This is a genomic window from Rothia sp. HMSC076D04, assembly GCF_001814645.1.
Classification (GTDB): Bacteria; Actinomycetota; Actinomycetes; order Actinomycetales; family Micrococcaceae; genus Rothia; species Rothia mucilaginosa.
The window spans coordinates 174,552-199,707 of record NZ_KV817369.1 but is presented as its reverse complement, the minus strand read 5'-3'; the positions used below and the strand labels follow the sequence as shown (position 1 = coordinate 199,707).

The window sequence follows — 25,156 nt, the reverse complement described above, 5'->3', positions numbered from 1 at the left end:
GATGGCACGCAACAGTGCCGTGGCGGGCAGGGAGAGCGGGTTGAGTAGCAGGCGCAGACCGGCATCGGACCAGGCGGTACGCCCCGCCAGGGCGATAGTGTCACCGGGGCGCGCGCCGGAGCGTAGCACGGCGCGGTCCGTGTAGCCGAGGGCGGTAACGGTCACCGACATTTCGGTGGAGTCGCCAATATCGCCGCCGCCAATCACGCATTCGGTGGCTCCGCAGGCGTTGATTCCGTCCACAATGCCGTGGGCGAAGCCGTCAATCCAGCCGTAAGGAGTGCTACCGGGCAGGCTCAAGGAGATGAAGAGGCTCGCCGGGCGCGCACCCATAGCGGCAACGTCGGCGAGGTTCTGGGTCGCGGCTTTGCGCCCCACATCGTAGCCGCTACTGCGGGCGGGTTCCAGATTGAACTCACCGTCTTCGCCCGCCCGTGCGATACCGCCGGGCCAGAGGTTCATAAAGTCTTGGTCCTCAACGAGAGTGTCGGTGGTGACCACGGTACGCTGACCGGGCGCGGGCTCGGCGAGAACGGCACAGTCGTCGCCGGGGCCCACCTCGAGGGGTTCGATGCGCCCCGCCTGGCGTGCTGCAGCGGCAACCTGCTCGTTGTGGGCGTTGATAATCGGCATGAAAGCGCGCAGAACGCGGGACTCCCCCAGCTTTGAGAGAGGTGTCTCTCGCATGGGGTTGTCCCGCGTTTCGCTAAAAGTCTGAGGATTCACATCCTCTATTATCGCGTATTCTTACGCGTTATGTTTGCCTTATGCTCCGCGGCTGAAGTAGCGGATTGCCAGAGCAATCAGCACCAGACCGATGAGTGAGAAGAGGATCAGCGGTGCAATGCCGGAAAGTCCGGAATCGTCCGCGTCCGCATTCTTCACGGCCTGCTCCTGGGCGGCGTTCGCGCCGTCAGCCTTTGCCACGCTCTTTGCGGAGCGGCTGGCGCTAGCCGAGGTGGAGGAGCTAGGCGACTTCGAAGCCGATACCGAGCTTGAGGAGCTCGAGGGGCTTACCTCGTGGGAGTGGTCCTCGTCGGTCTTATTGCGCGAGAGGTATCCAGCAACCCAGTCTGCCGCACCCGGGATGGAGTCATTCGAGCCGTTATTGGCTGCAATTCGTCCAAGGGTGGTACCGCCGGAACGCAACGGATCGTCATCGTCGCCATCAAGCCTGTCGCTCGGTGCCTTGCTCGGTGAAGAGCTCGAAGATCCCGAAGAGGAACTTGAGGATTCAGAGGAGTTGCCCGGTCGCGGAAGCTCAATGGAGATGATGACATCTTCCCCAGAGACTTCCTGACGATTGCCGGGGACGGTCACCGGGTTGTTCGCCGGAGGAATCGGAGCAACAGGTTCGGTCTCGATCGGGGTAACCGATTTGGAGTCCGAGCTGTCCTTGTTATCCTCTACCGGAGCTACGGGAGCTACCGGAATCACGGGGATGACCGCGTCCTTGGTCGGCTCGTTAGTCGGCTCCTGCTTAGCTTCCTTGGAGGGCTCCTGAGTCGGATCCTGAACCGGGGCCGGGACGACCGGAACCTGAGAGGGCTCCTGGGTCGGCTCGGGAGTTACGTCCTTAGTCGGCTCGGGAACCGGGACGGGATCCTGGGTCGGCTCCGGGTTCGGTTCCGGAGTGGGGTCCTCAGTCGGCTCCGGGGTCGGTTCGGGAGTTACGTCCTTGGTCGGTTCAGGAGCGGGCTCCGGATTCGGTTCCGGTGTGGGGTCCTGAGTAGGCTCCGGGGTCGGCTCGGGAGTTACATCCTTCGTCGGCTCGGGAGTAGGTTCAGGGGTGGGCTCTACCGTAGGCTCAGGGGTCGGATCCTGAGTAGGCTCAGGAGTTGCATCCTTGGTGGGTTCCGCGGTGGGCTCCACAGTAGGCGCAACGGTCGGCTCCGGAGTGGGAGCGACAGTAGGTTCTGCCGTCGGCTGGACCGTAGGCTCCGCAGTCGGAGCTACAGTCGGCTCAGCCGTCGGAGTTGCGGTAGGAGCAACACTCGGTTCGGCACTTGCGCTAGGAGCTACGGTCGGCGTAGCGGTAGGTTCAGCGGTCGCATCCTTAGAGGGCTCTACGCTAGGACTCGCTGTAGCACTCGGGTTTGCAGTCGCACTAGCTGAAGCGGTGGGCTCGGCAGTAGGCTGCGCGGTAGCGTTCGGGGTAGGAGTCGCATCCGGGCTGGGCGTAGCACTTGCGGAAGGCTCAGCACTAGCGGTGGGCTGAGCACTCGAAGAAGCGCTAGGCTGAGCGGTGGGCTCTGCCTGCGCTTTGTCAGTCTTATTGTCCCCCTGAGCGGTGGGCCATGCGCTCACGGTTGCGAGCGTGGGTACTGCCGTCTGGGAGGAGGATGCCGCGGTCGCGGCGGAATCTTGGGTTTGTTCTGCGGTGCCGACAGGGTTCGGCGGAAGCTGTGACGCTGCCTCCTGCACATCTTGAGCAAATGAGGCTACGTATGGACTTCCGGAAGCAACCAGTGCTGTCGCCAGACTCGCAGAGACCACCTTACGGTTTCGTTTTCCCAAAGGTTGTCCTTGACTTTCTAATACGTTGTGAGTGAATAGATACCCAATCGCTAGGGCAGATTGGATATGCCTTCATCTATTCTACCGAATCGGCTTTTTCTTCATTACTCATTTTAGCGCTTTCATACCAATCTTTGAGCTTCAAGATGTGCAACGACCATCAACGACATCTTTTCGTTACCTAGAAGCATCATTTCATGCACTTATGAGCAGAATTACGTTTTGCCTTATCAATACCGCTTTAAAACTTGCACTCCACCATCCAAGCAGCCCCGAGGTGGGTGTAAGTGATTTTTCTCATGAGTGAAAAACGAGCGATTCTCATAAGCTTTTGGGGCTCAATACGTACCAATTACCCCTCCCGCACAGACTGAACTTGCCCACCGCGCAAAAAGCGCCCCGGCGCGAATCCCTCAAGAATCCGCACCGAGGCGCCTTACAGCAGGGGCTACTCCCCCACCGTTACGTATTCAATAACTGAGCGCAGTCAAAACGACAGCGTGCCCAAGAACTAACGCAGCTTCAAGAACAACTAACGCAGTCTCAGAACTAACGCAGCCTCAAGAACTAGCGCAGACCCAGGGGTCGTTCCATCGCCAGGGTCAGCAGCTCGCTAATCAGGTCAGTGTAAGAGATGCCGGTGTTCTCCCACATGGTCTTGTACATCGAAATCGGGGTGAAGCCGGGCATGGTGTTCACCTCGTTGATGACCAGGCGGCCATCCTCGGTGTAGAAGAAGTCCGCACGAGACAGACCTTCACCATCCAGCGCCAGGAACGCCTTCACAGCCAGCTCACGCAGACGATCCTGCACATCCTGCGGCAGGTTCGCCGGGCACACGGTCACAGCGGAAGACTCAGAAACATACTTCGCCTCAAAGTCGTAGAAGCCGTGATCCTCGTCCACAACCTCAATCTCACCGGGGTAGGATGCGCGGGGCATCTCGCCGTGGTGGCCATCGAGCACAGCGCACTCGATTTCGCGGCCCACAATACCCGCCTCAATAATGATCTTCGGATCGTGGCGGCGCGCCTCTTCAATCGCGGGCACGAGCTCCTCCACCGAATCCACCTTGGTAATACCGAAGGAAGAACCTGCGCGGGTCGGCTTCACGAACATGGGGAAGCCCAGCTTCAGCACGCGCTCCAGAATCTGCTCGCGGTCCTCGTGCTCCCACTGACGGTTGGTAACAACCTCGTAGGGGCCGACCTCCAGGCCAGCGGACTCGAAAGCAACCTTCATGAAGTGCTTATCCATGCCCACAGCGGATGCGGTCACACCGCAACCCACATAGCGCAGGTCAGCCATTTCCAGCAGACCCTGCACGGTGCCGTCCTCACCGAAGGGGCCGTGCAGCAGCGGGAACACAACGTCCACCGGCGCGGTGCGGGTAACGTTACCCTCAGCATCCACCAGGGTCAGGCGGGAATCGCCGGCGCCCATCGGCAGGAACACCTGCTGGGTACCCTCGGGGAACTCTGCGGTACCGCGAGTGCCAGCGGTCAGCTCGGCAAGCTGCTGCTCGTCGGTCAGGTACCAGCGGCCGTCACGGGTAATACCGATAGTGATGACGTCGTAGGCGGTGCGGTCAATAGCGCCCAGAACGCCGGCAGCGGTAATGAGCGAAATCGGGTGCTCGGAGGAGCGGCCACCGCACAGCAGGGCGACGGTCTTCTTCTCGGTCATATATTTCTCCTAGTCAATGTTCCCCTACCCTTAGGTCCGGAAGGTGGAACGGCAATGCGTCAATAATCCTAACGCACGAATACCGTCGCGGTCACTGATGCGTTTCTCACGCACCGGTTTTCCGCAACGGTATCCGTCCTCGGATGTCTACATTCAATCTTCTTCTAGTATGTCCTGGCACACAACCCGAATCAAGGGGTGCCAGCACACCAGAAAGCTTCAAAACCTAGTGGCCCTCATGCTTGAGGCGGCGACCCAGCAGCTGAGGCGCCAACTCCTCAATGCCAATACGGCCCGAAAGCACAGCCACCACAGCCTCAACAATGGGCATCTCCACGCCGTGGCGACGAGCCAGCTCAGCCACCACCGGTGCCGACTTAATCGACTCAGCCGTCTGGCTCATGTGCTCGTGCAGGCGGTCAGGGGTAACACCCTGAGCCAGCAGGCGGCCCGCCGTGTGGTTACGAGACAGCGGCGAAGAGCAGGTCGCAATCAAGTCGCCCATACCGGCAAGACCGCTCATCGTCGCAGCCTCGCCGCCCAACGCCACCGCCAGGCGGGTAATCTCCGCCAGACCGCGCGTCATAATGGACGCCTTCGAGTTATCGCCATAATTGCGGCCTTCGCAAATACCCACGCAAAGGGCAATCACGTTCTTCACCAGGCCACCAATTTCAGTACCAACCACATCCGTGTTGGTGTAAGGGCGGAAGTAACCGCACGCAATCGCGTGAGCAACAGCCTCAGCCACCGGCAGGGTACGAGCCGCAACCACGGAGGCGGTAGGCTCCTCCCCCATGATTTCCTTCGCCAGGTTCGGGCCCGAGAGCACGCACACGCGGTGCGGAATATGGCCGATCGCGCGCAGATCAGCACCGCGCAGAGCCATGGATTCTTCCAGCTCCTCGGTAATGACCTGCGACATGCGCAGACCCGTACCGGTCTCCAAGCCCTTCGCCAAAGACACCAGCATGGCGTTCGGCTCAATATAGCGGGCGAAGCTCTGCAACTGCGAACGCAGAACCTGCGCGGGCAAGGCAAGAACCACGATATCGGCGCCGGTCAGCGCCGCGGGGGCATCCGCCGTGAAGTGCATGTTATCCGGCAGCTTCATTCCCGGAAAATAGCGGGCGTTCTCGCGGGTGCGTTCGCACTCAGCCATCACCTGCTCATCACGACCGATGAGGGTCACGCGGGTGTCATCGCCGCGCTCGCGGGTAGCGTCCGCCGCGATCTTAGCGAAAGCGGTGCCCCAGCTACCGGCACCGAGCACCGCAATAGACTGTACGGTTGCCGGAGGGGTAAATTCAGGGCTTGCTGCGGGGGTGCGTCCAAAGAAGGTCACGAAAACACCTGCCTCTCTTCCTTGTGAGGTTATTGTGCGAGTCCCTGACAGGCGCCTCAGCAAATAGCCGCGGCTTCTGTCAGGGCCTCTACGATTTTCCCATCTGGGATGCTACTTTTCGTCCGGTTCGCCGAGCGCGCCACCAACCGGACCCGAGGGGGTACCGGGTGCTTCACGACGCTTCGTGCGCGGGTTCCAACGACCCTCAGGAGCCTTCTCACCGCGGATCGTCTCCAGCTCGGCGGTAATAGCGTCCAGCATGGCGTCGGTGACCACGCCCAGTTCGGTGCGGGTGTGCTTAGCCTCGGGGCTGGTATCCTCAACGAGGGAGGCGATATCCAGCGCCTTGCCAACCTTTACGCGAACGGTCTTGCGCGGGAACAGCGAAATCTTACGCTTCTCCTTGATGCGGCCGTCCTCGCCAGCCTCATCCACGTAACCGAGAATCTGTTCATCACCCCAGTGCGCCACCGGGTAGACGGGCGCACCGGTCGCAAGAGCCAGACGAGCCGCGCCGGTACGCGCCTGCATGGGCCACAGCTGCGGATCATGGGTGGTGGTGCCCTCCGGGAAAATCACGACGGCACCGCCAGCCTCAACAATCTTGCGGGCAGTAATCAGGGACTTACGCGCATCCACCGAACCGCGAACCACAGGAATATGCGCGAGCTTGCGCATAATGTAGCCGAGCACGGGGGCGCGGAACAGCGAATCCTTCGCCAAGAAGCGCGGCAGGGCGCCCTCAACGAAAGCAGGGAAAGCCACAGTCACCGGGTCAAGCTCGGTGGTGTGGTTAGCCACGATAATGTACCCGCCGCTCTTAGGCAGGTTCTCACGGCCGGTAATCTCAACGCGCGCGATGAGCTTGTACAGCCCGCGCGCAGCGTTACCGAGCACCTTGTACAGAGCATCACCGGAGGCGGTGGGCTCAATCTCAGGCAGAGCCTGCTTTCCCTGCTGTCCGCTCACTAGTCCTGAACCTCAACTTCCTCGGGCTCAACAACGACGATTGCTGCATCGGGCTTGGGAGCCTTCGACGCCTTGCGTGCCAGCACCTCAAAGTTGGCACCCAGGCCCTTGAGCTTCTCCTCGAAGTTCTCGTAGCCGCGAGCAATCAGCTCAACACCGCTCACGTGAGAGGTGCCCTTAGCAGTCAGAGCAGCAATAATGTGGGAGAAGCCGCCGCGCAGGTCCGGAACCTCAATGTCGGCACCGGTCAGCGGGGTGGGGCCAGAAATAATAGCGGAGTGACCGTAGCCCTTACCCTCGAAACGGCAGGGCGTGCCGCCCACGCAGTCACGCATGACGACAATATCTGCGCCCATCTGCTTCAGCGCGTTGGTGAAGCCGAAACGCTCCTCGTACACGGTCTCGTGCACGATGGACGCGCCCTTAGCCTGAGTCAGCGCCACGACGAGGGGCTGCTGCCAGTCGGTCATGAAGCCGGGGTGCACGTTGGTCTCAAAGACGATGGGCTTCAGCTGAGCTCCGGGGGTGCGCTGAGCCGGGTGGGTAAAGCGGATGCCCTCGGCGGTCACCTCGTACAGGCCGCCCATCTTGCGGAACTGGTTCAGGAACGCGGTCATGTCCTTCTGGGCTGCACCGCGCACGAAAATGTCGCCGCCGGTAGCCAGCGCCGCAGAAGCCCAAGAAGCAGACTCGTTACGGTCGGGCAGGGACGCGTGATCGTAGCCGGTCAGCTCGTCCACGCCCTCAATGACGATGGTGCGGTCCTCGTTAATGAAGATAATCGCGCCCATCTTCTGCAGAACAGCAATCAGGTCAATAATTTCGGGCTCAATCGCTGCGTTGCGCAGGATGGTCTTACCCTTAGCGCGCACACCGGTGAGCAGGACCTGCTCGGTAGCGCCCACGGAGGGGTAGTTCAGCACAATCTCTGCACCCTTCAGACCCTCTTCGGGAACAATCAAGGTGGTGCCGGTTTCGTCGTCCTTCTCAACGACTGCGCCGAACTTGCGCAGCGCAGACATGTGGTAGTCGATGGGGCGGTCACCGATCTTGCAGCCGCCCAGGTTGGGGATGCGTGCGGTACCGAGGGTGTGTAGCAGCGGGCCCACCATCAGAATCGGGATGCGGGAGTTACCACCGAAGAGCTGAATCTCCTCTGCGTTCTTTGCGGCGGTGGTTGCATCCTGTGCGGGGTTGAGGGTCAGAACACCAGCTTCGCGGTCGTAGTCGACCTTTGCACCGTGCAGCTCCACGAGGGTGGTAACGATTTCGACATCGCTCAGGTCAGGGACGTTACGCAGGGTCGAGGGGGTCGAACCGTGCAGTGCTGCGACCATCGCCTTGGGCACCAGGTTCTTGGCGCCTCGAACGTGAACCTCACCAACGAGCGGAGTGCCACCTTCAATGCGAAGCTTGCTGATGTTCTCAGTCATTAAAAATCCTTTGTGGAGTCGGCTGGTTTAGGCCGAACTTTAACAGTGTGCCGATGCGCCGCGTTCTGTCGTGCCGCGCCCCTGCCGGTAGCAGGGCGAAACGGGCGCATATATTCATCATTATTCTAAGCCCTGCGTAAAGGTGCTCCAAACACTGAAGAGCCTTTGGAACTTGTGACTGAGATTTTGCTCTGTTGTGTATGTGAAAAACCGCTCTGACCCCCTCAGATTCAGAGCCAGAAAAAACAAAAAGATACACAAATATTCACACTAATGCAAACATTTTCTGTTTCTTCGCCGAAATTTGACGTTAGTTTCGTCTTTTTAACGTCCGAATTTGAACTTGAGAGCAACCTCACCCCTACAATAACGTGCACACTCGTGCCCACTGATTGGCGCCTCCGCTCTCACGGAGGAGCCAATCAGCTCTACACTGCGGCATAGGCGCCGGCACCGACCTTGCACCCGCGCAGTACAGAGCCTCACAGGAGGGTGCGTGGCGTGCATTCACTGCATAAACCTTTGCGATGGTACCCAACCAAAACGGTTCGGCTTCCTGATTCACTTCAACTTCAAAAATTCACTTCAACATCACCGTAAATATTCGAAAGTCAACTAAAAACCAGGGCCCATCGCAACCAACCACAGGTCGCTTCGCGGCTGCATCCGCGAACTACCGGAGGACCCCAAATATGACACATCACAACACTGCATCACGCATTTCGCGCCGTCGCCTCGTACAGGGTGCGGCATGGAGTGCCCCCGTTATCCTCGCCAGCGCAACCGTCCCTGCATGGGCGGCAAGCGGCGAGCCCACCTGCTCCCCCGCTCTGACCCTCAAGCCGACCGCAACCGGCTTCGACGACAAGGCTGGCGCATACACCGAATGGCTCGTCCCTGAAGGCGTTGGACGAGTACGATTCGACCTCGTGGGAGGTGCTGGCGGTGCCGCATCTTCCTTTACTCCCCGATACCTGACCGACGTCACGAACGCGGCCCTGGCTGGCGGCGGTGCCGGTGCACAGCTCAGCGGTGTTCTTGCGGTCAAGTCCGGCGACATCCTGCGCGTCTGGGCGGGTAACGGCGGCGTCGGCTCCGTAGCCGGCGCGGAGCCCGCACTCGGTGGCGAAGGCTACGCAGCCGGCGGCGACTCCACCGGCTCCAGCACCGCAACCGGCGCAGCGCAGGTAGTGGACACCGATAGCGGCTACGTGTACGGCGCGTCCGGCGGCGGCTCCTCCGCGGTCGAGCTCGTCCGCGACGGCGCAGTCACCGTCGTAGCCGTTGCCGGCGCTGGCGGCGGTGGCGCACAGCTGGGCACCCTCACTACCCACCAGCGCATCTTTGACGCGCAGCCCAAGGACCAGCTGAACCCGGCACTGCGCGTGGCACTGGACGGCCGTGACGCATCCACCACCGCAGGCGGTAGCGCAGGCGGCGACCTGGGCACCGACAACACCGGTCAGGGCGGCATGCTCATGGCAAGCCCCTACCAGGAGTTCAAGCCCCTTGAGGAGGACGACAAGACCCTGGACATGCGCTTCATGGTCACCGGCGGTACCGCTGGCCGCTCCGGAGTGGCGGGTACCCTCGGTGAGGCGCTGGTCGGCATTCTCGACGAGAATAACGAGCTGAAGCTCCAGCCCATGTCTACCTCCTGGTTCGAATCGTACAGCTTCCCGCGCTACTACCTTTACCAGGGCGACTCCGTGCATGAGGGAGAGAAGGGCACCGGCGGTGCGAACGCAACCGGCTCTTACCGCGGTAAGGGCGGCTCCGGCGCGCTGCTTTCCCGAACCCACGGCAAGCTCTCCCTCACCTCCGTAGCATCCGGTGGTGGCGCCGGCTACGGCGGCGGAGGCGCAGGCCTGAACATCTGGACCGTTGGCTCATACTACGAGGGCGTTTTCGGCCGTCAGGTGCAGTTCGAGGGCGAAGGCAACATCTACTCGCTCAGCGCCCTGAGCAGCGGCGGCGGCGCAGGCGGCAGCTACATTAACCACGAGGTGGTTTCTGACTTCGCTCTTGCCACCGCACAGAACGCAAACCCGACCGCGGGCGTGCGCTCCCCCGGTTCTGCAACGCTGTACGGCTGCACCGAGAACGCAACCCTGAACACCCCCATCACTGAGGGTGCCTAAGCTCTAGGTCGTCAATAAATGCGCCTCCCCGGAAGCTGATGCTCCGGGGAGGCACATTCATATGTGTGCTAGGTTTTTGGGTACAGAAAAGCTCGAAGGCGGCAACTGAATCAGTCGCCGCCTTCGAGCTTTATATCTCTAGGTTTTAGAGCTCTCGGCTTAGAGTTCCTGAGTACGGGGCATCCAGGAGGGGCGCTTCGCCTCGTACGCTTCAATAGCTTCGAGGTTCTGCAGGGTCAGACCAATATCGTCCAGACCCTCCATGAGGCGCCAACGCACGTAGTCGTCAACCTCGAAGGGAACAACCAGCGCACCCACGGTTACGGTCTTGGACTCCAGGTCAACGGTGATTTCGGTGCCGGGCTCGTGCTCCAGCGCCTTCCAGATCAGCTCGATATCGTCCTGTGCAACCTGCGCGGTAACCAGGCCCTGCTTGCCCGAGTTGCCGCGGAAAATATCGGCAAAACGAGCAGAAATAACGACCTTGAAACCGTAGTCGCGCAGCGCCCACACGGCGTGCTCACGCGAGGAACCGGTACCGAAGTCCGGGCCCGCAACCAGCACGCTACCGTGCTTGTAGGGCTCCTGGTTCAGGATGAACTCGGGGTCCTTACGCCAGTTAGCGAAGAGGGCGTCGTCGAAGCCGGTCTTGGTCACTCGCTTGAGGTAGACGGCGGGAATAATCTGGTCGGTGTCAACATTCGAAGAACGCAGCGGCACGCCAATGCCGGTGTGCTTAATAATGGGTTCCATAATGGCTCCTTAGCTATAGCGGCGTGCTAGGCCACGACGTCGGACGGGGCGGACAGGGTACCGCGCACAGCGGTTGCGGCGGCAACCACCGGGGAGACCAGGTGGGTGCGGCCACCCTTGCCCTGGCGGCCCTCAAAGTTACGGTTCGAGGTGGAGGCGCAACGCTCACCGGGCGCCAGCTGGTCGGGGTTCATGCCCAGGCACATGGAGCAGCCGGCGAAGCGCCAGTCGGCACCGAACTCCTTGAAGACCTTGTCCAGGCCTTCTGCTTCTGCCTGCGCGCGGACCTTCTGGGATCCGGGCACGACCATCATGCGCACGTTCTCGGCGATGGTGCGGCCACGCACGATGTCTGCGGCGGCGCGCAGGTCCTCAATGCGGGAGTTGGTGCAGGAGCCCAGGAAGACGACGTCCACGGGAATTTCCTTCATGGGGGTGCCGGCCTTCAGGTCCATGTATTCGAGGGCGCGTTCTGCTGCGACCTTGTCGTTCTCGTCCTCGAAGTCCTCCGGGGAGGGAACGGCGTGGCTCAGCGGAATACCCTGACCGGGGTTGGTGCCCCAGGTGACGAAGGGTTCGAGCTCGTCAGCGTTAATGAAGATTTCCTTGTCGAAGACGGCACCTTCGTCGGTGGGCAGGGTCTTCCAGTACTCGACTGCCTTGTCCCACTCTTCACCCTTAGGTGCGTGCTGACGGCCCTTGATGTATTCGAAGGTGGTCTCGTCGGGGGCGACCATGCCGGCGCGTGCGCCCGCCTCAATGGACATGTTGCACATGGTCATACGACCCTCCATGGAGAGGGAGCGGATCGCGGAGCCGCGGTATTCGAGCACGTAGCCCTGACCGCCGCCGGTGCCGATCTGCGCGATGACGGCGAGGATGATGTCCTTCGCGGTCACGCCGGGCTTGAGGGTGCCTTCAACGTTGATTGCCATGGTCTTGAAGCGTGCCAGAGGCAGGGTCTGGGTTGCCATGACGTGCTCCACCTCGGAGGTGCCGATGCCGAACGCGAGAGCGCCGAACGCACCGTGGGTGGAAGTGTGGGAGTCGCCGCAGACGATGGTCATGCCGGGCATGGTCAGACCCAGCTGCGGGCCGACCACGTGTACGATGCCCTGTTCCTGGTCGCCGAGGGAGTGGATGCGCACGCCGAACTCTGCAGCGTTGCGGCGCAGGGTCTCGATCTGGGTGCGGCTGGTCAGGTCGGCGATGGTGCCGAAGATGTTGTCGGTGGGGGTGTTGTGGTCCTCGGTGGCGATGGTCAGGTCGAGGCGGCGCAGGGGGCGGTTCTCGATGCGCAGGCCTTCGAATGCCTGGGGGGAGGTCACTTCGTGCAGTAGCTGCAGGTCGATGTAGAGCAGGTCGGGCTTGCCGTTTTCACCGGGGACGACGACGTGTGCGTCCCAGACTTTTTCTGCCAGGGTGCGCGGACGGGTGCCCGCGGTGGTTGCGTTCTGTTCGCTAGTCATGCTTTCTCCTGCTTGATGCGTTCCTACGGTGGATGCGTTCGGTGTGGTGCGTGCCGCAAGTTTGCAGAGTTGAGGGGCGGATTATGTACCCGATGGGACCCTCAAATCGGTATTTCCCTGCGGCGTGTCGCATATTTTTTCACGGATTCTTAGCCTGTGAGACGGCACAGAAACACCCCGAACTAGCGAGTGTTTTTATGTGGGTTTACTCTATGACTCCAGGGTAATTTTGCGAGATTATTCGCATTTTTCTGCGTCTTTTCGCATATTTTCACCCATAAACCCACACAAACACTTATTATGAAAAGTTCACAATTTATCCCGTAGGGGGTGATTCCATCTTCAGCTCTGCATCTCAAAGAGTCCATGAAGTCCGGGGTATCTTTCATATTCTGAGATAGAATATAAGAATGACTCCTTCCGCCTCACGTTTTAACGCACACGGAATGCGTCACCCCAACGCATCCACACACCACAACGCACCGATTGTCGACCCCGTCAAGCCGCCCGAACACATGGCCGCCGACGAGCAGATGGTAGAGGTACACTCCCACGGCTCCTCCGGCGTTGGCGTGCTCGACAAGGCAACCCTCATCCTTGACTGCCTCGAGGCAGGCCCCGTATCCCTGGGCGACCTCGTCAAGGCAACCGGTCTGGCACGCCCCACCGCGCACCGCCTCGCCGTGGCGCTGGCTCACCACCGCCTCGTAGCCCGCGACGTGCAGGGACGCTTCATGCTCGGACCCCGCCTGACCGAACTCGCGTCCGCCACCATTTCCGATGAGCTCATCACCGTGGCAGACCCGATTCTGCAGAAGCTTAGCCTCGAAGCTGACGAGTCCACCCAGCTGTACCGCCGCCAGGGCGACTGGCGTGTATGCGCGGCAACCGCGGCACGCCCCTCCGGCATGCACGAATCCATCCCGGTCGGTACCCAGCTGTCCATGCAGGCTGGTTCCGCCGCCCAGGTTCTGCTGGCTTGGGAAGACCAGAACCGCATTGTTGAAGGCCTGCGCGACGCCCACTTCAGCGCCGCCATGCTCGCGGCTGTGCGCCGCATCGGTTGGGCGCAGTCCGTGGGTGAGCGCGAGCGCGGAACCGCCTCGGTCTCTGCTCCGGTGCGTGCGCCCGGCGGCAAGGTGATTGCGGCAGTGTCCATCTCGGGTCCGATTGACCGCATGACCCGCCAGCCGAACCGCAACTACCCTGAGCTGGTCGTTAAGGCTGCTCAGGCGATTACGGACGGTCTGCGTGAGCTTGCGGCGTCTCAGCAGGCTCCCTGCGGTGAGAGTACTGAAGAGGACTAAGCTTCAGTAGCGTGTAGATTTAACGAAAAGAATCCCTCCCCGCCTCGATTGAGGTGGGGAGGGATTCTTTTGTGCGCTCTTAGTTTGATGCGGGTTGTCCTGATACGGTTTCTCGGATGATACGCCGCTAAATGTCCAGCGCCTTGCGGTAGGCGTTGAGGCGCTTTGCTTCTTGCTGTACCGGGGCGACCACGCAGGACTGCACCGCCTTCTCCACGCCGGTCTGCAGGCGACCCCGCAGCTTACGTGCGTAGTAACGTGAGCCCATGGCGGTAAGTAGCCTACCCACACCCGCCGAGGCGATACCGAGCAGCACACCCAGCAGCAGAAGCAGGGTCGGCAGGGGCACCGGGGAGCCTTCGGGGGTCGGGGCGGGCGGCAGTTGAATCTGCAGGTACGCCATGCCGGAAATCAGGGTCAGCCAGCCGACGCCTACCAGGGCGCTCATTAGCGCGATCCACTGCAGGGCGTTGAAGATGACCCAGGGGGCGCGGGTGCGGCCCAGACCGTAGTCGATGCGCACCATGTCGCGTTCGAGCAGTTCGGGAAGCTCCGCCTCGCGGGAGAGGGCGGCTTCCTTCATGCTGCGCTTCCACGGTTCGTCGATGCGGGCCGCCATCTGCTTGCTGTATTGGCGCACGGCGTTTGCCATGCCCGCCTTCTGCGCGGCGCTCAGCGGAGGCAGCGAGGATGCCACCAGCTCGGGTGCATTCTCGCTATCGGAACCGAGCATACCTGCGGACTTCTCGGTCTTAGACGCGCTCTTCGTTTCATCTTGCTGTCCCAAGTGCAGGCGGCGCAGGGGGTCAGCCTTTAGGCGGCTCATCCAGCGGGTGAGGATCCAGCCGGTGTGCTGACCCGCGGCGCGGCGATAGGAGGCGGTTGCCGCCTCCAGAACCTGCTCTGCCTGGCTGGAGGTGTAGCATGCCTTCACGAGCTTCTGTTCCGCTTCGAGGGCGTAGGCTCCGGCGAGCACGGTCCCCTCTCCCCCGGCGTAGGTGCGCAGCTGGGATGCGGTGGCGTGCAACTGCGCGTCGGTTCGCTGCAGGGACAGGCTCTTGGCGGCGGCTACCTGGGCGAGCAGGTCGCGGAGCACGTCGACGCCTTCGCCGGTTCGCGCGGAGACGGCGATAGGTGCGGAGAGCAGGTGCGCTTCGGTGCCCTCAGCCTGGAGCAGGCGGGTGAGGGATGTGAGCACTGCGGGCACCTCGGCGGGCGCGAGTTTGTCCGCCTGGTTGAGCACGCAGAGCGCCTGCGCGCCGGATGCGGCAAGCGGCACCATGAAGTCGCGGTGGATGACGGCGTCGGCGTATTTTTGGGGGTCGACAACCCAGACGAGTACGTCCACGTAGCGCATCATGCGGGCGGCGAGGTCGCGGTTGGTGGTGGTGACCGAGTCGAAGTCGGGCATGTCCAACAGGATGAGGCCGCCGGTGCGGGTGCGCATTTCGCCGCGTCCACCGACGGCTCGGCGGATGCGGTTGAAGAGTCCGGGTGCCGGTTCGGTGACGGCGTTGGGTGCCGCCGCTCCCCCGGTTGCCTTATTACCCTCGGTTGCCTCTCCTTCGGCGGCGAGCGCCTGAGTTTGCGGGTAGACGCGCTTGTCGATACCGAGCCAGTCAAGTAGCTCTTCGCTGCCTTCTGCTTCCCAGATTGCCGCCTGCACGGTGGAGGTGGTCGGGCGCGTGGGCGCGGAGAGGGCAATGTTCTGTCCGGCGATGGCGTTGAAGAGCGTGGATTTGCCGCTGCCGGTCGCGCCGAAGAAGCCGATGACGGTGTGTTCGGTGGAGAGTTCGCGGCGTTGGCTGAGGCGTTCGAGGGTTGCAGCGGCGTCGAGCAGCACGGTTTCGGGGACTCGTCCTTCGCCGTAGCTGATGGCGTCCTTGAGGGATGCGACGGAGCGCGCGAAGGGCGAGGTTGCCACGGCGGGGGTGGCGCCTCGCTTGGTATCGCGCTCAGTGTTCTCGAGTTTGTTCTCGGGGGTAGTCATAGTGCGTTTTTCTTTGTCTGTGGTGCGGGGTGCCTGTCCGGAGTGGTTTAGCGGGCAGTTGAGCCGTTAGCGCGGGCCGCGGCTTGGCGCTGTGTGGTTTGACTCTGCGCGCTCATTTCTGCGGCGATTGCCTGCACCTGTTCGGCGGCGCGGTAAATCTCTTCGGCGTCAGCCTGCGGATCGGTTTCTTCGAGCACGGCGGTGAAAGGCTGGGCGTGCTCAGTGAGCAGATCAGCCATGCGTTCAAGCAGGTCGGTGCGGGCGCGGGTTGCCATGCGGCGCACGGCATCTTCACCAAAGATGGACTCGAGCAGCTTGGTGCCGACCACGCCGCTACCGCCCGCAATGCCCGCCTCAATACCGGTAATACCACCGGTGAGGCTGAACGCGGCGACCATGAGCATGACGGCGGCGGCGTTCACGCCCAGGGAGAGGAAGCGGGCACGCTTGCGCTTATCGGCGCCTTCTTCGCGAATCATTTCGAGCACGGAGCCCTGCCAGAGGCGAATCTGCTCGGCAACGGCTGCGGAGAAGATGTCCTCGGCGGATTGCACCTCGCCCTTAGCTTCTGCGTTCTGTTCGGGCACAGCAGAGGTAGCCTGCGGCGCATCCAGGCGTGCCAGCAGGGAGCGTCCGGCGCGGCTGGCACGCCAGCGGGTGCGGGTGTTTTCGGAGGCGCGGGCAGCTGCATCCAGCACGACGGCGTGGATGCCGCTTTCGAGGGCGTCCTCTACCTTCTGGGCGGCGGCGGGCTGGCCGCGCAGGGCGGAGCCGACGCGGTCGCGCAGGCGGCCGATGGTGCTGTCGAGGGAGCGGAAGAAGTCGCCGGTTCCCACGAAGTCGTGCCAGCGCGAGAGCACTTCGCCGCGTAGCAGGGAGCCGTCGGAGAGGGCACCGTCGATGGTGGTCAGCGCGTCCTCGTATTCTTCGGCGGCGATGGTGGCAAGCGACTGGTGTGCCGCCTGCTGGCGTGCCTGTTCGGCAGCGAGCACCTGCAGGTTGCCCGCGAGGGTTTCAACGGCACCGGCGAGGGTCTGCCGGGCGATGGCGGCGCGGGCGGGCGCGTCGGCGCCGAGTTCGCGGATCCACAGGGTCAGCGGGGCGAGGCTGACGGGGGCGAGCATGCCGCTTTCGTCGCGGGGCTGTTCGGTGACGGTGTGAATCAGGACGGCGTGGATTCCGGCTTCGTCGAGCATGCGTCGCAGGTCGTTTTCGATGGCTTCTTCGTCGCCTTCGGGCACGCGGTTGAGCACTACGGCGATTGCGATGGAGCGTGCGGCGGCCTCGTGGAGCAGTTCCCAGGGCACGGCGTCGGCGTAGCGGTTGGCGGTGGTGACGAAGAGCCACAGGTCTGCGGCGGAGAGCAGCTCCTTGGCGAGGGTGCGGTTTTCCTCGGAGACGGAGTCGATATCGGGCGCGTCAATGAGCGCAATGCCCTGCGGCAGCGCCGAGGTAGTAATAGGAATGAGGGCGCGCGCAATCTTCGGGTCGAGGCCGGGTAGTGCCTGCGATCCGGCGTTCATGCCGGAGGTGCGGGTACGCGGCAGGGTAGGCAGGAAGCGTTCGGGTGACAGCGCCGCCTCGTCTTCTGCACGGTGCAGCAGGACGGGGTGGCGGGTGGTGGGTCGAATCGCGCCGGACTGGGTGAGCGGCTCGCCGAGCAGGGTGTTGACGAGGGTGGATTTACCGGCGCCGGTGGAGCCGCCGACCACGATGGTGAGGGGGTTATCGACGCTGGCGCTACGCGGCAGGATGTAGTCGTCGAGTTGGCGTGCCATGGCGGCGAGTAGGGTGCGCGCGGTGGCGGTGCCGTGCTCTGCGGTGCCGTCGTGGGCGACGGTGTAGGGGGTGCCGGGGGTTTCGCCGGCTTCTACGTCGAGCGGGAGGGGGATTCGAGTGAGCAGTTCGCGCGCTGCTTTGAGCTGCGCATAGTCGGTGGTAGTCACAGCGCTATTGTCCCATAGGGTGCACCTGCTTCATGCCATGTTTGGGTGTTGGCGCGGTCGCGTTGTGGCTAGGTTGTGCGGTTGGGGGTGCCAAGGCTGTGTGAGGGGCTGTTTTTGATAGGTGTTTGGACAACCTGAAGAGGTTGAAATACTACTTGCACACCGCGTGCAACAACTCCAATTTATGATTTATTCATAAGAAGAGCAGGTGGGAAAATCCTTGAGTTTCCGCGGGAAAAAAGCACATTTTAATGCGGTTACCCGGAACACATTGGTACGTTTTATAACCCGCATAAAACGGGCAAATATTAAGATTTGATAACTTTTTACCTTTAAGCGCAGATATGGTCATTGTGAACCTGAAAGTACGCTTAGAATCATTGAGCACGACAACCAGGCAGGTCATAACCCACACCGATTCCTTCAGATGGCTTTTGACCTGCCCTTTCTATCGCATCCGTACTCACCGCGGTATGCCACACCCATCGGGAACGCTCACCGACCCCTCACGCAACTGCAATCAACTGCCGTTGAGGTTCACTGCATCCGAGCTACCCGTTACTGCCTGCCCGTCTTTACTCTTGCGAAAGGTTGCGTATGTTCGGTTCGCTGTCACGTCGCCATCTTCTTGCTCTTTCTTCCGGAGCAGCATTGAGTGCACTCGCAAGCGCTTGCAGCCCCAGCGCAGTTTCTCGCCCTCAACCACTCGCTAACCCTTCCCCTACTAAGGCTGCTCCTCAGAGCTCCCAGACCAAATCTGCGACCACCACGCGCAGCATCACCTACGCCGAGCCCCTGCCCGCATCCGCCCTGGACGGTCGCGGACCGGCTCTTCTGCCGGATCAGTTCTTTGAGCGTTCCGGGAATTTCTCAAACGGCACTCTGAGCCATCGAGCTGTCAATGTCCCCCGCCCCACCATGCCCCCGGAGGCTAAAGAGCGCACCGTCGAGGGCCTGCACGCCTTTCTGCAGTACTGGGGTGCGGCGCAGAACTACATGCTCCTCACCGGCGATACCGACCCTTTCATGGGTCTGCCCGGCCAGGAGCACTTTAGCAACATGGCGCAGATGTACCGCGATATCTACCGCTACAACATTGGCTGGCTGGTCTCTAAGAACAACCACCCCATGTGCATTAACCTGAGCTCCCCGCAGCCGGTGCCCGCTACCGAGCAGGACGTCTACTGCTGGAAGGCAACCCTGAAGGTGGACGAGAACGCGTTCCTGTTCAACCATGAAACCCGTCAGCGTGAGCAGCTCACCGGCATCTACGGCAGCAATCAGAAGGCGGATGCGTACGTCTACTTTGGCAAAGAGGGCTGGCAGATGCTGGAGGATCCGAAGTCTTCCCCGAGCGCTACCGCAACCCCGGCGGCTACCGCTGAACCGTCCGCGAATATTCCGAGTGCGCACCCGACCCCGAATGAGAGCACCCCTTCTAAGGCGGCTCGTTATATTCGAGGCTCAGCCTAAAGCTTCTTTACATCCGTGCCTCAAAGAACCCGTCATATTGGGTGATATGAGGCACGGATGAGGGCTTTTATTTGTGTGCCACGCGTGAAATCTATAGGCTAGGGGCTAGATGAGGTCCGCCCATTTTCGCCTCAATACGCGTCTACCCGCCCTGCGGGTGACTGCTTCGCGCCCTCCTGTAGGGGCGTGATGTTAGGCTGAGAATTGGAGCGTGAGCTCTTCACTTATCACCGATACTTCCGCATCACAGCACATTCAAGGGGATCACTATGATTCACAGCCGCCGCCACTTTATTGCGCTTACGGGCACCGCCGCCCTGGGCGCTATGCTTGCCGCTTGCGGTTCCAAAAAGACTGCGGAGGCGACTGCCTCCCCCACTGCTTCCGCTTCGATTGCGGGTGCCTACGACAATCTGTCGGGCGAGCTGAAGTGGACTAAGTACATTGCGGGTAACGGTGCAGCCCCGATGAGTAGCACCGACCCGGAAACCGGTCAGGTCTACACGATTGAGCCGACTGCCGGCCCGGCAAGCGTTGATTCTAAGGCGAGTGCCGTGCCCATCCCGATTGAGGATGAGAGCATGTACGACAAGAACGCCCGCGGTTTGCGCGCCACCTTCGCGTATTTTGCGGCGGCGGTGAACTATGCCCGCATGACCGGTGACCCCGGTCCTGCTCTGCAGGTGGTTCAGGCTCAGAACTCTACCGACCGTGCGGCGCTGGAGAAACTGCGTGCGTTCTATGCGCCCGGCACGAACTGGCTGGTTGATGGTGAGTGGACTTTCCGTCTGACCGATAAGCAGCCGACGACCCGCGGCACTAAGTATGCGTGGGCGTGCACCGTAACTCAGGCGCACGGTATGCAGGTTGAGAAGGCGACCAATACGACCAAGCCTCTGGAAGACACTGAGGCACAGGAGATTAAGGCTCTCTACGCTGAGTACGATGAGGAGGCGAAGCGCTGGGTCGTCATCTCGCCTCAGCAGTACGATCCCGCGTTGACTCCGAAGCCGACGCAGACTCCGCGTGCGCATCCTTCCTCGACCTATACCCCGACGGTGACTGATGACAGCACCGTGGCGGCTAATGCTGGCGCACACACCGGCGCGAATACTTCGGGTAACGGCGCGGCTCAGGGCACTGCTCAGAATGGTGCCGCGCAGAACGGTGGTGCGCAGGCTCCTTCCGCCCAGAACGGTTCCCGTCAGTACACTGGCTCCCAGAACGGTGGTGCGCAGAACGGTGGCGCACAGGCCGGCACCGGTCAGGGTGGCGCGGCTCAGGCTCCTCAGCCTGCCGCGACCCAGGCGCCTGTGGCTACCGCTCCCGCACAGCCCGTGGCGACTCAGCCTGCAGCTGCGACGGCTCAGCCGACCGTAGCGCCCGGTGCCCCCGATGCGGGCGGTGCAGCTGGCGGCGCTGAGGCACCTGCCGGTGTTCCCGGTGGTGTCCCCGGTGAGGGCGCCCAGTAGCCCCTCCCCCTATAGACGATGAACGCGTCCCCTCTTTCACCCCATCCGGTGCGATGCTCCCGCTGGTTCCACTGAGTTCACTGGCTGCGGTAAGTTCGCTGATGGGCGGCATATCACGCTCGTTTGAGCGCTGGTACGCACGGGTGTGAAGGCGGGGGCGCGTTATACTTAGGACTGTCTCTAGAGGGATGTCCGTGTGTGATATCCGCTCGTCGAGGCGCACTCTCACTCGTCTCTCACCTGAGATTCTCACTCGAAAGGTACTCCGTGGCGCTTTTCCCCATGACCTCCGGGCTTCCCAGTTCCACTACCGGCATCAGCCGCCGTACTGCTCTGCGTTACGCGGGTGCGGGCGTTGCGGGCGTGTCTTTGAGCGCCCTACTGGTTGCGTGCGGTGGTTCTTCGTCCACCAGCGAAAACGCTGATGCGGATACCCCTCAGATTTCCCCTTCGGCTTCTGCGCGTACTGATTTTAGCGGCGAGGTCACCTTCGACAACTATGAGAAGAAGGGTACTTTCGTTCCGGCGACCGAGTCTGCGCCCGCTCAGAACGTGCCGTTCCCCAAGCGCCCGGCGAGCGCTTCGGAAAACTCGGTGCAGGGTCTGTACGATTCGATTGCATTCGTGTATGCGGCGATTAACTACCTGGTGCTGACCGGTGATGCGGCTCCGCTGCGTGAGTCGAAGGCTGATGAGAAGTTCGTTGCTTCGTTCTCGTCGTTTATGGATGAGTCGAATGAGAGCTCGCAGAATCGTGATTGGTTTGTGTCGCCGAAGGTGACCATGTCTGCGTTCACTGCGGTTCCTGCGCTGGTGAAGAAGAGCGTGCAGTGGACCTTTGATCTGGTGATTGATTTGGGTCCGACCGTGGTGATTGACGGTGCTCCTGCGGAGATGTCTGAGAAGGTGCGCCGTACTGAGCGCGGCTTGGTGATTACCGGTGTGCGCCACGATAATGACTGGACTTTGACTATTCAGGATGAGTACGAGGCTCAAGCGTCGGCTCAGCCGCAGAATGGTGGCGCTAATGGTGGTGCCGCTAATGGGGGTAATGCTGGCAATTCCGGCAACTCCGGTAATGGCGGCAATTCTAATGGTGACAACCTTTAAGCCCTCAGATGGATGAGGCATCATGCCCTAACTCGCACTCGGGTTAGGGCATGATCTGTTTTACTCTGGTAGTAACGAGCTTTCCTGGATTCAAGGTTTTTCTCTTATGTCTTCTTTTTCTCAGTCTTTCTCTCGCCGCTCCCTGCTGCGTCTGGGCGTGAGGGCTTCTGCTGTTGCCGGTTCGGCGGCGCTGTTGAGCGCTTGCGGTTCGGGTGGATCTAGCCAGCAGTCTGGTTCTCAGGGTGGTAGCCTGAACGGTTCGAAGTCGAGCGCTAACCCGAACGGATACAGTGATGATGGTAAGAACTATTCGGGTCTGGTGGAGTACACCCACTATGAGGGTGCGGTGAATTATGAGCAGGGCACGGTAGAGCATCCGCCGCGTAATGCTCCGAAGCCGAAGGTGACTGATGCTCTGTCGGCGAATACGGTGACGGGTTTCCATGAGGCGATTGCTTATTTTGCGGCGGCTATGGATTATCTGGTGAAGACCGGTAGCACGGATGCGTTCTCGACCGGCATTCAGCTGTCGTCGAAGACCCGCTCTGAGGTGGATGCTCTGTCGGCTTCGATTCTGGCTGGTGTGGAGAAGGGTTCCTGGTATGTGAACCCATCGGCTTCTTATGCTCTGGCGAGCGCTCAGCCGTCGATTATGAGTGATGGCAATCTGCTGTTTAAGGGCAAGTACACTCTGGACTTTGGTGCAGAGGCGGTGGCTGAGGGCAAGATTCAGCCGGTGGTTGCCTCGGCGAGCGCTTCGGCTTCTGCTGAGCCTACTGAGCCGTCCGAGGATGCGCTGGTGTCTGATGCGGCGTCTCCGAACGCTTCTGCTACTGCCTCTGCTTCTGCTGCGGGTCCGGCTTCTCAGGTGACGGTTCAGGAGTGCGATTTCCGCGGCCGCTACCACCCTGATTCTAAGATGTGGGAGCTGAGCGTGGCGTACGGTGCCACTGTTCAGGGTAGCGCTGCTCAGGGTGGTGTTTCCTCTGCGAGCGCGGCAGCATCCGGTTCGGCTTCCCTGCCCTCTTCTGCCGCCGCTTCTGCTGAGGCGTCCGCCACTTCCGCGGCGTCATAGTTCGTCATAACGCTTTTATCTGCGAGGCGCTTCTCACGCTTCGTCCACTCAACTCTGTATCCTGTTGGGTTTGCGGCTAAACTGGTTGCAATCACCGACTGACTGAAAGGTATCACTATGTCCGAGAACCTGACCCGCCGCGCGGCGCTGGGCGTACTGGGCGTCAGCTCCATGGCTTTGCTGGCGGCTTGTGGCTCTAAGGCTACTTCTGAGGCGTCTGCTTCCGCTTCTGGCTCTGAGAGCGCTTCTGCTGCTGCTTCTGAGTCTGCTACCGCTTCGCCCTCTGCTTCTGCATCGGCGTCTGCTTCCCCTTCCGCTTCTGCTTCGGCTTCGGCTACTGCAACGAACTCTCCGCTGCCTAACGACAATAAGGATTACAGTGGCGTAGCGAAGCTGGAGAAGATGGAGGATCACGGCGAGTACCAGCCGGGTAATGCTGAGCACCCGCCGCAGAACGTGCCGTCCCCGATTGTTCCGGAGGCTATGCACCAGAATTCGGTGGCTGGCTTCGCGGCGGCTCTGGCGTACTTCGGTGCGGCGTTTGAGTACCTGCTGCGTACCGGCGATATGCACTACATGAACGAGGTCAGCACCGACCAGGAGACCCTGGCGGCGATGAAGAAGTACGCGGACTCCACCAAGGCCGGTATTGATGAGAAGAAGACCTGGTACGTGAACCCGACCGCTACCCTGACTATTGGTACTAAGCAGCCGGTTCTGGCTCAGGGCGCGTACAACTGGACCGTGACGTTGAACGTGGACCTGGGTGAGAAGCTGTTCAAGGACGGCAAGGAGCAGACCGTGGCGGCTGATAAGCGTCACGTGAAGATGTTCGGTGAGGCTGTTGGCCGCTACCTGAACAACAAGTGGGATCTTCACATGGACATCAACTAGTCCTCTGAGGCTGGTTTTCTCCCCCGCTTTTAGCGTTGTGCCGTCTCAGGATGCGGTTTTCTACTGTTTTTTCCATTGATGGCAATAAAATTTGTGGCTCCAGCTTGCGGTGAACGGAGTTCACCACTACTCTTATATACAGAGGTTGTCTTTTGGGCTACATAATGTTTCTAGAGAGCGCCGCACATTCATCATCCTTTGTCGAGAAAGGGTTTGTGCGGCGCTTTTCTGTACCCTCTTTCTGAACCTCGTTCCTTGAGGTTTTTCTCTGGCATTATTACGAACTGTGACCGCAGGTTTAAACCTACTGCCGGTGAGTAGTAGAGTTGCCACGTAACCGATTATTCATTGCGGAGACCCCATCGCGGCTGGCCTCCCCCCAAGCTCATGAAGGAGCACCCCATGGCAAAGATTCTCAACAGCATTGTTGAAGCAACCGGCCAGACCCCCCTGGTTAAGCTGAACCGACTGGACGAGGGTCTTCCCGGTAACGTAGCGGTCAAGCTTGAGTTCTACAACCCCGCTGGTTCGGTTAAGGACCGTATCGGTCGCGCCATCATTGACGCTGCTGAGAAGTCGGGTGCGCTGAAGCCCGGCGGCACCATTGTTGAGGGCACTTCCGGTAACACCGGTATTGCGCTGGCTATGGTGGGTGCTGCTCGCGGTTACCGCGTCATCCTGACCATGCCGGAGACCATGTCTGCTGAGCGTCGCGTGCTGCTGCGCGCTTACGGTGCTCAGATTGTGTTGACCCCCGGTACCGAGGGTATGCGCGGCGCTGTGGAGAAGGCTAAGGAAATCGTTGCGACCACCGAGAACGCTATCCTGGCGTCCCAGTTCTCCAACGAGGCGAACCCCACCATTCACTACAACACCACCGGCCCCGAGATTTGGGAAGCAACCGACGGTAAGGTCGACATTTTCGTGGCGGGTATTGGCACCGGCGGCACCATCTCCGGTACCGGTAAGTACCTGAAGGAGCAGAACCCGAACGTTAAGGTTGTTGCGGTTGAGCCGAAGGACTCCCCGCTGCTCTCCGAGGGTCGCGTTGGTCCCCACAAGATTCAGGGCCTGGGCGCTAACTTCGTTCCCGACACCCTGGACCGCGGCATCTACGATTCGGTGACTCCGGTCAGCGCTGAGGACGCTATGCGCACCTCCCGCCTGCTGGCCACCCAGGAAGGTATTCTGGGCGGTATTTCTTCCGGTGCGGCTGTGTGGGCTGCTCTGGAGGAGGCTAAGAAGTCTGAGAACAAGGACAAGCTGATTGTGGCTATCGTTCCTGACTTCGGTGAGCGTTACATCTCTACCGCTCTGTACGAGGATATCCGCGGCTAATAGGCCCCGGTCTTCGGCACCCCTCCCCGTGAGGCCGCCATCTAGAACAGTACGCAGTGTTCGACGCTCCGTCCCGGTTGCATGCCGGGGCGGAGCGTTTGCGTTTTTCCCGCGATGCTCCCCCGCTGAGACCCGCCCGAGCCCGAATATTACGTTCCGCACGCAATTGTGACCGAGATGTTATAGAGAGCACTCACTATGACGACGACAGAGTTCGGGAATAGGTGAATGAGCACCG

18 protein-coding genes are annotated in these 25,156 nt (G+C 61.1%); 8 read left to right on the top strand and 10 right to left on the bottom strand.

Annotation, left to right across the window (positions count from 1 at the left end; genetic code table 11):
* From HMPREF2980_RS05280 to murA, 6 genes are all read right to left on the bottom strand, one after another.
* The coding region (locus tag HMPREF2980_RS05280) for a thiamine-phosphate kinase (RefSeq protein ID WP_246823683.1) at positions 1-687 on the bottom strand (687 nt) is incomplete at its 3' end.
* A 78-nt stretch (positions 688-765) separates the two neighbouring features.
* Positions 766-2,424 carry a PT domain-containing protein gene (locus HMPREF2980_RS05275; RefSeq protein WP_246823161.1) on the bottom strand — a complete coding sequence of 553 codons (1,659 nt, stop codon included), beginning with the start codon at positions 2,422-2,424 and terminating at the stop codon, positions 766-768.
* A gap of 660 nt (positions 2,425-3,084) precedes the next feature.
* Positions 3,085-4,203: a D-alanine--D-alanine ligase family protein gene (locus HMPREF2980_RS05270; RefSeq protein WP_070690546.1), complete on the bottom strand. Its 1,119-nt coding sequence runs from the start codon at positions 4,201-4,203 to the stop codon at positions 3,085-3,087.
* 226 nt (positions 4,204-4,429) lie between these two features.
* A complete protein-coding gene (locus tag HMPREF2980_RS05265) occupies positions 4,430-5,548 on the bottom strand; it encodes an NAD(P)H-dependent glycerol-3-phosphate dehydrogenase (RefSeq protein WP_070642638.1) in 1,119 nt (372 codons plus the stop codon).
* Positions 5,549-5,659: 111 nt separating this feature from the next.
* Complete coding sequence (locus HMPREF2980_RS05260; RefSeq protein WP_049347432.1) at positions 5,660-6,517, bottom strand: lysophospholipid acyltransferase family protein; 858 nt, start codon at positions 6,515-6,517, stop codon at positions 5,660-5,662.
* Positions 6,517-7,950, bottom strand: coding sequence for a UDP-N-acetylglucosamine 1-carboxyvinyltransferase (gene murA / locus HMPREF2980_RS05255; protein WP_049347430.1), 1,434 nt, complete (start codon positions 7,948-7,950; stop codon positions 6,517-6,519). Before murA ends, HMPREF2980_RS05260 begins: the two co-directional genes overlap by 1 nt.
* Before the next feature lie 692 nt (positions 7,951-8,642).
* On the opposite strand from murA, the gene HMPREF2980_RS05250 reads away from it, so the two are divergent.
* Entirely contained in the window at positions 8,643-10,091 is a 1,449-nt protein-coding gene (locus HMPREF2980_RS05250) for a transcriptional initiation protein Tat (RefSeq protein ID WP_070690543.1), read from the top strand.
* A 159-nt stretch (positions 10,092-10,250) separates the two neighbouring features.
* Here HMPREF2980_RS05250 and leuD read toward each other — a convergent pair whose 3' ends face one another.
* Complete coding sequence (leuD, locus tag HMPREF2980_RS05245; RefSeq protein ID WP_070593422.1) at positions 10,251-10,844, bottom strand: 3-isopropylmalate dehydratase small subunit; 594 nt, start codon at positions 10,842-10,844, stop codon at positions 10,251-10,253.
* 26 nt (positions 10,845-10,870) lie between these two features.
* A complete protein-coding gene (gene leuC / locus HMPREF2980_RS05240) occupies positions 10,871-12,313 on the bottom strand; it encodes a 3-isopropylmalate dehydratase large subunit (RefSeq protein WP_070543718.1) in 1,443 nt (480 codons plus the stop codon).
* Positions 12,314-12,723: 410 nt separating this feature from the next.
* Here leuC and HMPREF2980_RS05235 point away from each other — a divergent pair, with 410 nt between their 5' ends.
* Positions 12,724-13,620: an IclR family transcriptional regulator gene (locus HMPREF2980_RS05235; protein ID WP_371440389.1), complete on the top strand. Its 897-nt coding sequence runs from the start codon at positions 12,724-12,726 to the stop codon at positions 13,618-13,620.
* 127 nt (positions 13,621-13,747) lie between these two features.
* Here the strand turns inward: HMPREF2980_RS05235 and HMPREF2980_RS05230 are convergent, their stop codons facing one another.
* Positions 13,748-15,610, bottom strand: coding sequence for a GTPase (locus HMPREF2980_RS05230; protein ID WP_070690539.1), 1,863 nt, complete (start codon positions 15,608-15,610; stop codon positions 13,748-13,750).
* A 47-nt stretch (positions 15,611-15,657) separates the two neighbouring features.
* Positions 15,658-17,556, bottom strand: coding sequence for a dynamin family protein (locus tag HMPREF2980_RS05225; protein ID WP_070690535.1), 1,899 nt, complete (start codon positions 17,554-17,556; stop codon positions 15,658-15,660).
* Between the two features lie 651 nt (positions 17,557-18,207).
* Here HMPREF2980_RS05225 and HMPREF2980_RS05220 point away from each other — a divergent pair.
* The 6 genes from HMPREF2980_RS05220 (at position 18,208) to cysK (ending at position 24,918) form a co-directional block, all read left to right on the top strand.
* Entirely contained in the window at positions 18,208-19,029 is an 822-nt protein-coding gene (locus HMPREF2980_RS05220) for a DUF6318 family protein (protein WP_239664211.1), read from the top strand.
* Between the two features lie 269 nt (positions 19,030-19,298).
* A complete protein-coding gene (locus tag HMPREF2980_RS05215) occupies positions 19,299-20,501 on the top strand; it encodes a DUF6318 family protein (RefSeq protein ID WP_070690531.1) in 1,203 nt (400 codons plus the stop codon).
* A 267-nt stretch (positions 20,502-20,768) separates the two neighbouring features.
* Positions 20,769-21,611: a DUF6318 family protein gene (locus HMPREF2980_RS05210; RefSeq protein WP_070690528.1), complete on the top strand. Its 843-nt coding sequence runs from the start codon at positions 20,769-20,771 to the stop codon at positions 21,609-21,611.
* Between the two features lie 106 nt (positions 21,612-21,717).
* Positions 21,718-22,686: a DUF6318 family protein gene (locus tag HMPREF2980_RS05205; RefSeq protein WP_070690525.1), complete on the top strand. Its 969-nt coding sequence runs from the start codon at positions 21,718-21,720 to the stop codon at positions 22,684-22,686.
* Positions 22,687-22,803: 117 nt separating this feature from the next.
* A complete protein-coding gene (locus tag HMPREF2980_RS05200; RefSeq protein WP_012903318.1) occupies positions 22,804-23,580 on the top strand; it encodes a DUF6318 family protein in 777 nt (258 codons plus the stop codon).
* Positions 23,581-23,982: 402 nt separating this feature from the next.
* Complete coding sequence (gene cysK, locus HMPREF2980_RS05195) at positions 23,983-24,918, top strand: cysteine synthase A (RefSeq protein WP_005505601.1); 936 nt, start codon at positions 23,983-23,985, stop codon at positions 24,916-24,918.
* The last annotated feature ends 238 nt before the right edge of the window (positions 24,919-25,156 follow it).